We start from the raw sequence: 15246 nt of genomic DNA, 5'->3' as shown, positions 1-15246 counted from the left end.
CTATGGAAGAAGGTTTGCGTTTTGCTATTCGCGAAGGCGGACGTACCGTCGGTGCAGGCGTTGTTTCATCAATACTTGAATAATTTTTAAAACTAGTATAATATAGTAGTTCATTTTAAAGTTTGTCTGAATTAGGTCAGTAGCTCAATTGGTAGAGTAGCGGTCTCCAAAACCGCGGGTTGGGGGTTCGAGACCCTCCTGGCCTGCCAATCAGATTAAAACCATATCAATATTATCCATTTCCATAATAAGTAACACATGAATACTCAGGCAGAAGCAACGACGTCAGTCCTTGATGTTGTAAAGCAGGTCTTATCCGTTGTCTTTGTGGCTGCTGGAGTGGCTGCATTCTATTATTTCTCAGATGTTAAGCTCTTATATAGAGTTTTAGGCTTAGTAGGCGTTGTGATAATAGTGCTGGGCATTATGTTAACAACTGATGTGGGCCGAAGTGTTTGGAATTTTGTGTTGGAGTCCAGGCAGGAGGTCAGAAAAGTTGTTTGGCCTACGCGTGAAGAAACAATACGTACTACTTTGTTGGTATTTGCAATGGTATTCATTGTGGGGCTGATTTTATGGTTGTTGGACATGTTCCTGTTTTGGGGTGTGCGGCTTCTGACTGGTCAAGGAGGGTAGGATGGCACTTCGCTGGTATGTAGTGCATGCGTACTCAAACTTTGAAAATAAAGTTAAGCAAGCATTAGAAGAGCGGATTAAAAGAGAAGGATTGCAACAGTATTTTGGAAAGATATTAGTTCCTACCGAAGAGGTAGTTGAAATGCGCATGGGGCAGCAGCGCAAAAGTGAAAGGAAATTTTTTCCGGGTTATGTCCTTGTTCAGATGGAATTGACTGACGAGACTTGGCACTTGGTGCGAGATGTTCCAAGGGTGTTAGGCTTTATAGGCGGCACCTCAGATCGTCCTGCTCCTATCTCAGAAAGAGAGGCAATGTCTATTCTCAATAGAGTTGAAGAAGGTGTAAATAAACCACGTCCGAAAATTCTGTTTGAGGTTGGTGAAGTAGTAAGAGTAATTGACGGGCCATTTAAAGACTTTAATGGTGTAGTTGAAGAAGTTAACTACGAAAAAAGCAAGTTGAAAATATCAGTGCTCATTTTTGGTCGTTCAACTTCTGTTGAGCTTGATTTTGGGCAAGTTGAAAAAACCTAACAGTTAGTCTGCGGTTAGTATCTACGAAATCTCTGTCTGAATAAGGCAGGGATTTTTGCGTCTAGGGGAGCTGGAAAGCGCTTGAACCCGTATTGGAGTAAAAAATGGCAAAAAAGATAACGGCTTATATTAAGTTACAAGTAAAAGCGGGTGAAGCAAACCCGAGTCCACCGGTTGGTCCTGCTTTGGGTCAGCGCGGCGTCAACATTATGGAGTTTTGTAAAGCATTTAATGCTAAAACTCAGGACGTGGAAAAAGGACTGCCTCTGCCTGTGGTCATCACTGTTTACAGTGATCGTAGCTTTACCTTTATCACCAAGACACCTCCTGCTTCAATCCTTCTAAAGAAAGCAACCGGTATAAAAAGTGGAAGCAGTAACCCGAATACTAAGAAAGTCGGTACTGTAACCCGTGCGCAACTGGAAGAGATTGCTAAAACAAAAATGGAAGATTTGAATGCGGCAAATTTGGAAGCTGCAGTAAAAACAATTGCTGGCAGCGCGCGTAGCATGGGTCTGAATGTGGAGGGATTATAATGGCTAAGTTGTCAAAAAGAGCGAAACTTATCAAATCGAAAGTTGATAGAACTAAGCAATATTCCATCACTGAAGCCGTTCAGTTATTGAAAGAGTTAGGTACAGCAAAATTTAATGAAGCTGTTGATGTGAGTGTTAACCTGGGCGTTGATCCACGCAAATCAGATCAGAACGTTCGCGGTGCAACCGTTCTGCCGCATGGTACTGGCAAGACTGTAAGAGTTGCTGTATTTACTCAAGGCCCAAATGCTGATGCAGCTAGAGAAGCTGGTGCTGATATTGTTGGCATGGACGATCTGGGCGACTTGGTCAAAAAAGGCGAAATGAACTTTGATGTAGTCATTGCGTCTCCTGATGCGATGCGCGTAGTTGGTCAATTAGGCCAAATCTTGGGCCCTAGAGGTTTAATGCCTAACCCTAAGGTTGGTACTGTAACTCCAGATGTGGCCACTGCAGTAAGAAACGCTAAATCAGGCCAGGTTCGCTATCGTACAGATAAGGCAGGTATTATTCACTGCACATTAGGTAAAGTGACTTTTGATGCTGATGCGATTCAAGGAAACCTGGAAGCGTTGATATCCGATCTGAAAAAAGCGAAACCGACAGCAGCTAAAGGTGTATATATCAAGAAGATTACTTTGTCTTCTACCATGGGCCCCGGTTTGTGGCTGGACCAAAGCAGTATTAATATGTAAAAAGACTTTGGGTTGCCGTTTTATCGGTAACCGTCAAAGACCGCAGGAGTTGCGAAACTTAATATTTCCTGCGCAGACGGAAGCTGGACCTAATAACTGGGGAAAGGGACCGTAAGGGGCATCTTCAAGATGCGTTTTATTAATTCTGGATATCTTCCAGAACTTACCGGAGGTAAGCTGTGGCACTAAATTTAGATAGCAAAAAAGCTGTCGTAGAAGAAGTTGCTGAAATTGCTGCTAAAGCGCATTCTGCAGTAGCAGCAGAATATCGTGGTTTAACAGTTACGGAATTGACCGAGCTGCGTAAAACTGCGAGAGAAACAGGTGTTTATCTGCGTGTGGTAAAAAATACACTGGCGAAACGAGCTGTAGCCGGAACTGAATTTGAATGTATGCAAGATGGCCTAGTAGGCCCTCTATTGCTTGCATTTTCAATGGAAGATCCTGGTTGTGCTGCGCGTCTGATCAGTGATTTCGCCAAAACTCACGATAAGTTAATCACCAAAGTTGTGGCCATTAATGGTCAAGCTTACGGTGCATCCGAGCTGGCACGTTTGGCAAGTATGCCGACACGCGATCAAGCTATTGCAATGCTGATGTCTGTAATGAAAGCACCGGTCGGAAAACTTGTTCGTACTTTGGCTGCGGTCAGAGATCAGAAAGAAGCGGCATAAGCTTATTTTTAACCAGTTTAAAAAATTATTGTTTTAGAGGAATACTAAATGGCAGTTTCACACGAAGACATCTTGGATGCAGTTTCCAATATGACTATTATGGAAATCGTTGATTTAATTTCAGCGATGGAAGAGAAATTCGGCGTAACAGCAGCAGTTGCAGTAGCGGCTGCGCCAGCTGCAGCAGCAGGCGCAGCGGCAGCTGAAGAACAAACTGAATTTGACGTAATCATGACCGGTTTCGGTGATAACAAAGTTGCTGTAATTAAAGCAGTGCGTGGTATTACTGGTTTAGGTCTAAAAGAAGCTAAAGATGCTGTAGAAGGCGTTCCAACAACTTTGAAAGAAGGTGTTTCTAAAGCCGAAGCGGATGATTTCAAAAAGCAGCTTGAAGAAGCGGGCGCTACTGTCGAAATCAAATAAGATTTTGACCCAAAAAATACAAGGCTCACGCCTTTTAATATGGCTGGTGGCAATTCTGTCACCGGCCTTTTACTGTTTGCAATAAATGCACAGTAGAAATTATTCATGACGAAAAGGTTTGGAAGCGATATGTCCTACTCTTTTACCGAAAAAAAGCGTATTCGAAATAACTTTGGGAAAGGTACTGAAGTACTTGAAGTTCCCTATCTTCTGGCAACTCAAATCAATTCTTATGCAAGCTTTTTACAATCAGGAGCAGTACCTGAAAAGCGTGCCGATATTGGTTTGCATGCGGCATTTTCCAGTGTATTTCCTATTGAAAGCCACTCTGGATACGCGGTACTGGAATATGTGCGATATAGATTGGGAGATCCCACTTTTGATGTAAGAGAGTGTCAACAACGAGGAGCGACTTATGCCGCGCCTTTAAGAGTATTAGTGCGCCTGGTTATCTACGATAAAGATGCTCCAGCCACTGCCAAAGTTGTAAAAGATATCCGTGAGCAGGAAGTCTACATGGGCGAGTTGCCTTTGATGACAGAAAACGGAACTTTCGTAATTAATGGTACAGAGCGGGTTATTGTCTCGCAGTTGCATCGTTCACCTGGTGTCTTTTTTGATCATGATAAAGGAAAGACACATTCGTCAGGAAAACTCTTATTTAATGCGCGCGTTATTCCTTATCGCGGCTCTTGGTTAGATTTTGAATTCGACCATAAGGACTGCGTTTACGTGCGAATCGATAGACGTAGAAAAATTCCGGCTACGATCCTGCTTAGAGCATTGGGTTTCGACAATGAAGAAATGATCAAAATCTTCTACGAAACCAATAAATTTACTTTCAGTAATGGAAAATGCCTATTTCATATAGTGCCTGAAAGAATGCGGGGCGAGATCGCCACGTTTGATATTAAACGGGATGGACAGGTTTTAGTTGAAGAAGGTCGTCGTATTACAGCGAAACATATTCGCGAAATGAATAAAGTCGGCCTGACGGTAGTTGAAGTCCCTAAAGAGTATTTGGCAGGAAAGATACTGGGGCACAACGTGATTGATGAGTCAACCGGAGAATTGGTTGCCAATGTTAATGACGAGTTAACAACAGAATTAATAGATCGAATCATTGAGAGTGGTATTACTGAAATCAATACCTTGTTTGTTAATGATTTGGATAAAGGTCCGTACATCTCTAATGCCATGAGATTGGATGTAACAACCAATACATTAGAGGCGTTGGTAGAAATATATCGGATGATGCGTCCTGGTGAGCCACCAACTAAAGAAGCAGCGGAAAATCTGTTCCAGAATCTATTTTTTACCGATGAAAGATATGATTTGTCCAATGTTGGTCGGATGAAATTTAATCGGCGCTTAGGTCGAGAAGAAACGACTGGCCCAGGTACGCTAACTAATGAAGACATCATTGATGTTTTAAAAGAATTAATCGACATCCGCAATGGCAACGGCAATGTTGATGATATCGATCATTTGGGTAATAGACGTGTGCGTTCTGTCGGTGAAATGATTGAAAACCAGTTCCGCGTTGGTTTGGTCAGAGTTGAAAGAGCGGTAAAAGAACGCTTAACGTTAGCTGACTCTGAAGGATTGATGCCGCAGGAAATAATCAATGCAAAACCAGTTTCGGCAGCAGTAAAAGAATTTTTTGGCTCCAGTCAGTTGTCACAGTTCATGGACCAGAATAATCCACTGTCTCAAGTGACTCACAAACGCCGTGTATCCGCCTTAGGGCCCGGTGGTTTAGCAAGGGAGCGCGCTGGTTTTGAGGTTCGTGACGTACACACGACACACTACGGTAGAGTCTGTCCAATTGAAACACCTGAAGGCCCAAACATTGGTTTGATCAACTCGCTGTCAGTTTATGCTCGGACTAATGATTATGGTTTCCTGGAAACGCCTTACAGAAAAGTTATCGACGGCAGAGTAACCGATCAAGTTGATTATTTGTCAGCTATTGAAGAAGGCGAGTTCGTTATTGCTCAGGCTAGTGTTGCTGTCGATGAAACCGGCAAACTGGTAGAAGGCTTAGTATCATGCCGGCATAAAGATGAATTTACTCTGGCGATGTCAGATACTGTGCAGTATATGGACGTATCGTCAAAACAGATTGTATCGGTTGCTGCTTCCATTATTCCATTTCTTGAGCATGATGACGCTAACCGTGCATTGATGGGTTCTAACATGCAGCGTCAGGCCGTTCCTACGCTAAGGGCGGAAAAGCCGCTGGTAGGCACCGGTATGGAAAGAACCGTAGCTAAGGATTCCGGTGTAACTGTAGTGGCTGCACGAGGTGGGCGTATTGAAGCGGTCGATGCCGCCCGGATTGTGGTTCGCGTAAATGATACGGAAACAGAAACGGGGGCTCCTGGCGTAGATATTTACAACCTGACCAAATATACCCGATCAAATCAGAATACTTGTATTAACCAGAAGCCGTTAGTAAAACCGGGTGATATCGTTAATGCCGGAGATATCTTGGCTGACGGTCCATCTACAGATCTTGGTGAGTTGGCCTTAGGGCAGAACATGCTAGTTGCCTTCATGCCGTGGAATGGATACAACTTTGAAGACTCGATTCTGGTTTCTGAGCGTGTTGTCAGGGAAGATCGCTTTACTACAATCCATATTGAAGAGAAAACCTGCGTAGCGCGTGATACAAAACATAGCCCGGAAGAAATTACTGCAGATATTCCAAATGTTAGCGAAGAAGCCTTGTCAAAACTTGATGAGTCCGGGATTGTCTATGTGGGTGCTGAAGTAAAAGGTGGCGATATTTTGGTGGGCAAGGTAACTCCAAAAGGAGAGACCCAGTTAACGCCGGAAGAAAAGTTATTGCGCGCAATTTTTGGTGAGAAGGCGGCGGACGTAAAGGATACATCATTGCGCGTTCCAGGTAGTATTGAAGGGACGGTTATTGATGTTCAGGTATTCACTCGGGATGGTGTTAAAAAGGACAAGCGTGCGCTTGATATTGAAGAAGCCGAAATCAAGCGTTACAGAAAAGACCTTGATGATCAGCTCAAGATTCTGGAAGGCGATATATTCGCCCGTGTAGCTAAACTATTAATTGGTAAGGTTGCTCAATCAGGTCCGGCTCAGTTAAAAGCGGGCACTGAAATAACCCAAACTTATTTGGACAATCTTAAGCATTCAGACTGGTTAAAAATCAGAATGAAAGATGAAGATATCAACCTTCAACTGGAAGCCGTAGCTGAGCAAGTCGAGCAGCAAAGGAAAGACTTTGACGAGAAATTTGAAATCAAGCGTAAAAAAATCACTATGGGTGATGATTTGGCGCCTGGTGTTTTGAAAATGGTCAAGGTTTACTTGGCGGTTAAAAGACGTATTCAGCCCGGCGATAAAATGGCGGGACGACATGGGAATAAAGGGGTTATTTCCATGATTAGACCAATTGAAGATATGCCGTATACAGCTGATGGTAATCCGGTTGATATTGTATTGAATCCATTAGGTGTACCATCGCGGATGAACGTCGGGCAGGTGCTTGAGACTCATTTGGGTTGGGCGGCTAAAGGCTTGGGCATCAAGATAGGTAAAATGCTTGAAGCAAAAGCCAAAATTGCTGAAATTCGAAGCTTCTTGGATAAAATTTATAACAGTAGTGGTCGTAAAGAAGATCTGGATTCATTTACTGATGAAGAAATTCTGGAAATGGCAACCAACTTGGTTGGTGGTGTGCCTATGGCGACACCTGTATTTGATGGTGCTACTGAAGAAGAAATTCGCACTATGCTGAGACTTGCTGATCTTCCAGAAGATGGCCAAACCATTCTTTATGATGGTTTGACTGGTGAGCCGTTTGAGCGGAAGGTGACAGTTGGTTATATGTACATGTTAAAACTGAACCATTTGGTTGATGACAAAATGCATGCACGGTCAACAGGACCTTATAGTCTTGTTACCCAGCAGCCATTGGGTGGTAAAGCGCAATTTGGTGGTCAACGTTTCGGTGAGATGGAGGTTTGGGCGCTTGAAGCTTATGGCGCAGCATATACATTGCAGGAAATGTTAACAGTTAAATCCGATGACGTGACTGGGCGAACCCGAATGTATAAAAATATTGTCGACGGTGATCATAAAATGGAAGCCGGCATGCCGGAATCGTTTAATGTATTAATTAAAGAAATCCGCTCATTGGCTGTCAATATTGAATTGGAACGGGATTAATATCCGCGTCTTATTGAAATTAACTGATAGCCTGTTCTGGAATACGCCAGAAAAGTATTTAAAGAGGACATACTCTTGAAAGATTTAATGAATTTCTTAAAGCGCCAAGGCCGTACCGATGATTTTGATGCGATCCGTATCGGTTTGGCATCGCCGGACATGATTCGTTCCTGGTCCTATGGCGAGGTAAAAAAACCGGAAACGATCAATTATCGTACGTTCAAGCCTGAGCGTGATGGTTTATTTTGCGCAAAAATTTTTGGTCCTGTCAGTGATTATGAATGCTTATGCGGAAAATATAAAAGGCTAAAGCACCGCGGTGTTATTTGCGAAAAATGTGGTGTTGAGGTAACGCTGTCAAAAGTGCGCCGTGAAAGAATGGGGCATATTGATTTAGCAAGTCCTGTTGCGCATATCTGGTTCTTAAAGTCACTGCCGTCCAGAATTGCACTGTTATTAGATATGACGCTACGCGAGATTGAGCGCGTGTTGTATTTTGAATCGTTTGTAGTTTTAGATCCAGGAATGACACCTTTAGAGAAAGGACAGTTACTTACTGATGATGAGTATCTGGATGCAGTTGAACTGCATGGCGACGACTTTGTTGCAAAAATGGGCGCTGAAGCGATCTATGATTTGCTGAAGGCGATTGATTTGAAGGAAGAGGTCAATATTCTTCGCGAAGAAATTAACTCGACAAATTCAGAAACCAAAATCAAGAAGTATTCAAAACGTCTTAAAGTAATAGATGCATTACTGAACTCAAATAATCGTCCTGAATGGATGATTTTGCAGGTGCTGCCTGTATTGCCGCCAGAATTGCGTCCTTTGGTGCCTTTAGATGGTGGTCGGTTCGCTACCTCAGATTTAAATGATTTATATCGCCGGGTTATTAACAGGAATAATCGTTTAAACCGATTGTTGGATTTAAATGCGCCGGATATTATCGTTCGTAACGAAAAACGGATGTTGCAGGAATCTGTTGATGCTTTGTTGGATAATGGTCGTCGCGGTCGGGCGATTACAGGCACCAATAGACGCCCTCTTAAATCATTGGCAGATATGATTAAAGGCAAACAGGGACGCTTCAGGCAAAACCTGCTTGGTAAACGTGTCGATTACTCAGGTCGTTCAGTTATCGTTGTTGGTCCGACGCTAAGATTGCATCAATGCGGATTGCCGAAAAAAATGGCGCTGGAGTTGTTTAAGCCATTTATATTCAGCAAATTACAGTTCAGAGGCCTTGCTACAACCATTAAAGCTGCTAAGAAAATGGTTGAACGGGAAGGTACTGAAGTCTGGGATATTCTTGAAGAAGTCATTCGTGAACACCCGATTTTGCTGAATCGGGCTCCTACACTGCACAGACTTGGTATTCAGGCGTTTGAACCAATTTTGATTGAAGGTAAAGCGATACAGTTGCATCCATTGGTGTGCAGCGCCTTTAACGCTGACTTCGACGGCGACCAGATGGCGGTACATATTCCTCTGTCTGTTGAAGCTCAGTTGGAAGCGCGTACATTAATGATGGCGACCAATAATATCTTATCGCCAGCTAACGGTGAGCCGGTTATCAATCCATCTCAAGACGTGGTATTGGGTCTGTATTATATTAGCCGTGAAAAAATTAATGCGAAAGGCAATGGCAGCATATTTGGCAGTGTTGGTGAAATCCATAGGGCTCTACTTGCTAAAACAGTTGAATTGCAGTCAAGGATTCAGCTTCGCATTACAGAGAAAGTTGATAATGGGAAGGGTGAGCTTGAAGGAAGAACTCGCCGCGTTGAAACAACTGTCGGTCGTGCACTGATTTGGGAAATAGTCCCGGATCGCATGCCTTATGAGTTGGTTAACTGTGATATGACAAAAAAGAACATATCGAGGTTGATCAACTACAGTTACCGTTTCTTAGGTAATAAAGATACAGTTGTGCTCGCTGACCAGCTCATGTACCTAGGTTTTAGATATGCAACAATTTCAGGTGTATCTTTTGGTATTGAGGATATGGCGATACCGGCTAAAAAAGTCGATATCATCAAAATTGCCGATGCCGAAGTAAATGAAATTCAAAGTCAGTATTCCTCTGGTCTAGTAACCGATGGTGAGCGCTACAACAAAGTTGTTGATATTTGGTCGCGTGCCAATGATCAAGTTGCTAAGGTGATGATGGATGGATTGGGTGAAGAATCTGTTGTCGATGCTGAAGGTAAGACTGTAAAGCAAAAGTCATTCAACTCAATCTTTATGATGGCGGAGTCTGGTGCTAGAGGTTCTGCTGCTCAAATCAGGCAGTTGGCCGGTATGCGCGGATTGATGGCTAAGCCCGATGGATCAATTATTGAGACACCCATTACTGCTAACTTCAGGGAAGGCCTGGATGTGTTGCAGTACTTTATTTCTACTCATGGTGCTCGTAAAGGTCTGGCTGATACAGCGCTGAAGACAGCAAACTCAGGATATTTAACACGTAGATTAGTGGATGTTGCTCAAGATTTGGTTGTTACGGCCGATGATTGTGGCACTTCTGACGGATTGATCATGACCCCTATTATTGAAGGTGGGGATGTGGTTGAGCCATTATCAGAACGCGTGTTAGGTCGGGTTGTAGTTAATGACGTAATGGAGGCTAGCGGTGAAAAAGTCGTGGTGCCTAAAGGTACGTTATTAGATGAGCATTGGGTTTCTGTTCTCGAAGAGCATAGTATTGATCAGGTTCTAGTAAGGTCGGTCATTACTTGTGAAAGCAGATATGGGGTTTGCGCTGCTTGCTATGGACGTGATTTAGGTCGTGGCCATTTGGTCAATATTGGTGAGGCAATTGGCGTTATTGCTGCACAGTCAATCGGCGAGCCTGGAACTCAGTTGACCATGCGTACTTTCCATATTGGTGGTGCGGCATCTAGATCTGCGGCAATCAGCAATGTTCAAGTAAAATCAGCTGGTACGGTTCGTCTAAGCAACTTGAAATCAGTGCTCAACCGAGAAGGCAATCTGGTTGCTGTTTCGAGATCAGGCGAAGTAGGCGTGGTCGATGATTATGGTCGTGAAAGAGAGCGTTATAAAATTCCTTATGGCGCGGTGCTTTCAATACAAGAAGGTGGCAGAGTTAATGCTGGCGATATTATTGTTACATGGGATCCTCATACGCATCCGGTTATTACCGAAGTTGACGGTGTTGTAAGCTTAATCGATTTCGTTGATGGCGTAACTGTACAAAAGCAATCTGATGAAGTAACCGGTCTAAGTTCTCTTGTAGTTACTGATCCTAAACAAAGAGGCGGCGCTGGTAAAGAACTGCGTCCAATGGTGAGATTGCTGGATGTAAACGGAAATGCGATCTTCTTGCCAGGTACCGAAATTCCAGCGCAATATTTCTTGCCCGCTGGAGCGATTGTCGGCATTAAAGATGGTGGTGAAGTGAAAGTCGGTGACGTTTTGGCCAGAATTCCGCAGGAGTCCAGTAAAACAAGAGATATTACCGGTGGTTTGCCGCGGGTAGCTGACTTGTTTGAGGCGCGCAAAACGAAAGATCCGGCAATTCTTGCAGAAACGAGTGGTACTATTTCGTTTGGAAAGGAAACAAAAGGCAAACAGCGCGTCATAATTACTGATGCTGCTGGTGAACAGTATGAAACCTTAATACCGAAATGGCGTCATATCACAGTCTTTGAAGGAGAATACGTTGAGAAGGGCGAGACAATTGCTGAAGGTGAATTAACGCCGCACGATATTCTTAGATTAAGAGGCATAGAAGAATTGGCCAACTATCTGGTTAAGGAAATTCAAGATGTTTATCGTTTACAAGGTGTGAAAATTAATGATAAGCATATTGAAGCTATCATTAGACAAATGCTTAGAAAAGTAGAAATTACTGCTTCTGGAGACACTGAATTCCTGAAAGGAGATCAAGTTGAGCGTGCTGTTCTAAGAGAAGTGAATGAAAGAATGGAAGTAGAAGGCAAAATTCCGGCTAGTTATGAATCGGTGTTGCTGGGCATCACTAAGGCCTCGTTGGCTACAGAGTCCTTTATTTCTGCTGCTTCATTCCAGGAAACGACCCGTGTCTTAACAGATGCTGCTGTTCGTGGATTGAGTGATAATCTCCAAGGCTTAAAGGAAAATGTTATTGTAGGAAGATTAATTCCTGCAGGAACAGGTCTTGCTTATCATGAAAACAGAAAAAACAGATTTGCTCAGCATGAGGTTGTCGAAAGCGAAGCAGCTTCTATGGTAGATGCTGGGGATGTGGAAGAGGCTCTTAAGCAAGCTTTAAATATTTAATAATGTAGTAAAACTCATTGATAAAATGAGCTTGACCTGACATATATTAGCAAGTATCATATTCTGCTCACATGAGCTAAGTGCTTGAGTCAGGTTGAAAAGCTAATTAACCGTCGACATATTTTATGTTCGACGGTTATTTTTATTGTCTGACAGTTAATTGTATATCGGAGTAAACAAAGATATGGCCACGATCAACCAATTGGTTCGTAAGCCGCGCGCTAAAAAAGTAGAAAAAAGCAATGTTCCAGCATTGGAAGCATGTCCTCAACGTAGAGGAGTGTGTACGCGTGTTTATACGACGACCCCTAAAAAACCAAACTCGGCGTTGCGTAAGGTGGCCAGGGTTAGACTTACTAACGGATCTGAAGTTAGTAGTTACATTGGTGGTGAAGGGCATAATCTTCAGGAGCACTCTGTGGTTCTGATAAGGGGCGGTCGTGTAAAAGACTTGCCCGGTGTTAGATATCATGTCGTTCGTGGTAGTTTGGATACTTCTGGTGTGACTAATAGAAAATGTGGTCGCTCCAAATATGGCACTAAACGGCCTAAAAAATAAACGTTGGTTGGTGAGATAAATGTCTAGAAGAAGAGTCGCTACGAAAAGAGAGATTATTCCAGATCCAAGATTTGGCAGTGTTATGCTGACTAAGTTTATGAATATGATCATGGAAAGTGGCAAGAAGTCAATTGCAGAAGGGATCGTCTATGGTGCTCTGGATGTAATTGAGAGCAAAGGTCACTCTGAGCCATTGGATGTGCTGTCAAAAGCGCTTGAAAATGTTCAGCCTAGAGTTGAGGTTAAATCTCGCCGTGTGGGTGGTGCGACTTATCAGGTGCCTGTGGAAGTGCGTCCTTCAAGACGTATGGCTTTGGCGATGCGTTGGTTGATTGATGCTTCTCGTAAAAGAAATGAGAGAAGCATGTCTGCTAAGCTTGCTGGTGAGTTATTGGATGCTTTTGAAAGCAGAGGTGCTGCGGCTAAGAAGCGCGAAGACACCCACAGAATGGCAGAGGCTAATAAAGCTTTCTCTCATTATCGCTGGTAATAAGCAGATTAAACAAAAGGCTGTATAGTCGTGGCGCGCAAGACACCTATAGATCGTTATCGAAATATCGGCATTATGGCTCATATAGATGCTGGTAAGACGACGACTACTGAGCGTGTGCTGTACTATACAGGTGTGTCTCATAAGATAGGTGAGGTGCACGATGGTGCTGCTACCATGGATTGGATGGAACAGGAGCAGGAGCGAGGTATAACGATCACTTCTGCTGCTACGACCTGCTTCTGGAGCGGAATGGAGAGTCAGTTTCCGCAGCATCGAATTAATATTATCGATACGCCAGGACATGTTGATTTTACTATCGAAGTAGAGCGTTCCTTGCGCGTTTTAGATGGCGCGTGTGCCGTTTTTTGTGCTGTAGGAGGCGTTGAGCCTCAGTCTGAAACGGTTTGGCGTCAGGCTAATAAATATTATGTGCCTAGGTTGGCTTTTATTAACAAGATGGATCGATCGGGTGCAGACTTTTTACGAGTGATCGAGCAAATCAAAAATCGCTTGGGAAGTAAAGCAGTGCCTATGCAGTTGCCAATCGGAGCAGAAGATGCTTTTGAAGGCGTTGTTGATCTCATCAAAATGAAAGCAATATATTGGGATGAGGCCAATATGGGTATGACCTTTCAGGAAAAGGATATTCCAGTCAATATGCTGAAACTTTGCGAAGAGTGGAGAGAGCATATGATTGAGGCTGCTGCGGAAGGCAGCGAAGAGCTAATGGAAAAATATCTGGAAGATGGCGTTTTAACAAACGAAGAGATTAAACAGGGCATACGTGCACAAACTATAGCTAATCAGGTAGTTCCAGCATTTTGTGGTTCCGCTTTTAAAAATAAGGGCGTCCAGGCAATGCTGGATGCGGTTGTTGAATATCTGCCGGCGCCGACAGATGTTCGGGCAATTAAAGGATTGCTTGAAGATGAAGTAACTGAAGCGGATCGTCCGGCTACAGATGATGCGCCATTTGCTGCTTTGGCTTTCAAGATAGCAGCTGATCCATTTGTTGGTGCATTAACTTTTTTCAGAGTTTACTCGGGTGTATTGAATTCCGGAGATAGTGTTTACAACTCAGTAAAAATGAAAAAAGAGCGAATTGGCCGCATAGTGCAAATGCACGCTAATAGCCGTGAAGAGGTAAAGGAAGTCTATGCGGGCGATATAGCAGCGGCTATTGGATTAAAGGATGTGACCACCGGTGATACCTTATGCGATCTTAATGAAAAAATCATTCTTGAGCGCATGGAGTTCCCAGATCCAGTGATCTCGGTTGCAGTAGAGCCTAAGACAAAAGCTGATCAGGAAAAGATGGGCATCGCGTTAAGTAAGTTAGCTCAAGAAGATCCATCATTTCGAGTTCATACAGATGAAGAGTCTGGGCAAATAATTATCTCAGGAATGGGCGAGCTTCATCTAGAGATTATTGTTGACCGAATGAAAAGGGAATTCAATGTCGAAGCTAACGTAGGTGCCCCGCAGGTTGCATATCGAGAAACTATTCGTAGTACTGTAGAGCAGGAAGGAAAATTTATAAGGCAGTCAGGAGGCAGGGGTCAATATGGCCATGTCTGGTTGCGTATTGAGCCAAAAGAAATTGGCTCGGGCTATGAATTCGTTAACGAAATTGTTGGTGGAGTTGTTCCAAAGGAATACATTCCAGCAGTAGACAAAGGTGTTCAAGAACAGTTGAAAAGCGGTGTTCTTGCAGGTTTCCCTGTTGTTGATGTCAAGGTGTCTTTATTTGATGGTTCGTATCACGATGTTGATTCGAGCGAAATGGCTTTCAAAATTGCCGGTTCGATGTGTTTTAGAGAAGGTGCGCGGAAAGCAAACCCAGCGTTGCTGGAGCCTATAATGAAAGTTGAGATTGCTACCCCTGAAGAATATATGGGTGACGTTGTCGGTGATATCAATAGGCGCCGTGGATTGATCCAGGGTATGGAAGATACACCATCAGGTAAAACAATTAGTTGCGAAGTGCCGTTAGCTGAAATGTTTGGTTATGCAACTGATTTGCGTTCGGCAACGCAGGGGCGAGCTACATACAGTATGCAGTTTGAAAAATACAATGAAGCGCCTGCAAATATTGCGGAAGCAATTATTAAAAAATCTTCATAAAATTGAATATAACATAAAGGTATTAACTCATGGCCAAAGAAAAATTTACACGTACTAAGCCACACGTAAACGTAGGCACCATCG

12 protein-coding genes and 1 tRNA gene are annotated in these 15246 nt (G+C 43.4%); all 13 read left to right on the top strand.

What is annotated here, in order from left to right; genetic code table 11:
- Positions 1-83 (top strand): hypothetical protein (locus tag IT781_RS20120; RefSeq protein WP_228779306.1); only part of this gene is annotated, 83 nt, incomplete at its 5' end.
- A 50-nt stretch (positions 84-133) separates the two neighbouring features.
- Positions 134-209, top strand: a tRNA-Trp gene (locus IT781_RS20115).
- A gap of 49 nt (positions 210-258) precedes the next feature.
- Positions 259-636 carry a preprotein translocase subunit SecE gene (gene secE / locus IT781_RS20110; protein ID WP_194971960.1) on the top strand — a complete coding sequence of 126 codons (378 nt, stop codon included), beginning with the start codon at positions 259-261 and terminating at the stop codon, positions 634-636.
- A 1-nt stretch (position 637) separates the two neighbouring features.
- Entirely contained in the window at positions 638-1171 is a 534-nt protein-coding gene (gene nusG, locus IT781_RS20105; protein WP_194971959.1) for a transcription termination/antitermination protein NusG, read from the top strand.
- 104 nt (positions 1172-1275) lie between these two features.
- The gene (rplK, locus tag IT781_RS20100) at positions 1276-1707 is read left to right on the top strand and encodes a 50S ribosomal protein L11 (RefSeq protein WP_194971958.1); all 432 of its coding nucleotides are present in this window, start codon (positions 1276-1278) and stop codon (positions 1705-1707) included.
- Positions 1707-2402: a 50S ribosomal protein L1 gene (gene rplA / locus IT781_RS20095; RefSeq protein WP_194971957.1), complete on the top strand. Its 696-nt coding sequence runs from the start codon at positions 1707-1709 to the stop codon at positions 2400-2402. Before rplK ends, rplA begins: the two co-directional genes overlap by 1 nt.
- Before the next feature lie 179 nt (positions 2403-2581).
- Positions 2582-3076: a 50S ribosomal protein L10 gene (gene rplJ, locus IT781_RS20090; protein WP_194971956.1), complete on the top strand. Its 495-nt coding sequence runs from the start codon at positions 2582-2584 to the stop codon at positions 3074-3076.
- Positions 3077-3124: 48 nt separating this feature from the next.
- Positions 3125-3499, top strand: a complete 375-nt coding sequence (gene rplL, locus IT781_RS20085) for a 50S ribosomal protein L7/L12 (protein ID WP_194971955.1) — start codon at positions 3125-3127, stop codon at positions 3497-3499.
- A gap of 129 nt (positions 3500-3628) precedes the next feature.
- Positions 3629-7705, top strand: a complete 4077-nt coding sequence (rpoB, locus tag IT781_RS20080) for a DNA-directed RNA polymerase subunit beta (RefSeq protein ID WP_194971962.1) — start codon at positions 3629-3631, stop codon at positions 7703-7705.
- A gap of 75 nt (positions 7706-7780) precedes the next feature.
- Positions 7781-11986, top strand: coding sequence for a DNA-directed RNA polymerase subunit beta' (gene rpoC, locus IT781_RS20075; RefSeq protein ID WP_305076265.1), 4206 nt, complete (start codon positions 7781-7783; stop codon positions 11984-11986).
- A 184-nt stretch (positions 11987-12170) separates the two neighbouring features.
- The gene (gene rpsL / locus IT781_RS20070; RefSeq protein ID WP_027159763.1) at positions 12171-12545 is read left to right on the top strand and encodes a 30S ribosomal protein S12; all 375 of its coding nucleotides are present in this window, start codon (positions 12171-12173) and stop codon (positions 12543-12545) included.
- 19 nt (positions 12546-12564) lie between these two features.
- Entirely contained in the window at positions 12565-13035 is a 471-nt protein-coding gene (gene rpsG, locus IT781_RS20065) for a 30S ribosomal protein S7 (RefSeq protein WP_194971954.1), read from the top strand.
- A gap of 30 nt (positions 13036-13065) precedes the next feature.
- Positions 13066-15162, top strand: a complete 2097-nt coding sequence (fusA, locus tag IT781_RS20060; RefSeq protein ID WP_194971953.1) for an elongation factor G — start codon at positions 13066-13068, stop codon at positions 15160-15162.
- The last annotated feature ends 84 nt before the right edge of the window (positions 15163-15246 follow it).

It is taken from the genome of Methylobacter sp. BlB1, assembly GCF_015476545.1.
Classification (GTDB): Bacteria; Pseudomonadota; Gammaproteobacteria; order Methylococcales; family Methylomonadaceae; genus Methylobacter.
The sequence above is the reverse complement of the archived record's forward strand: the minus strand, read 5'-3'. Positions and strand labels throughout refer to the sequence as shown.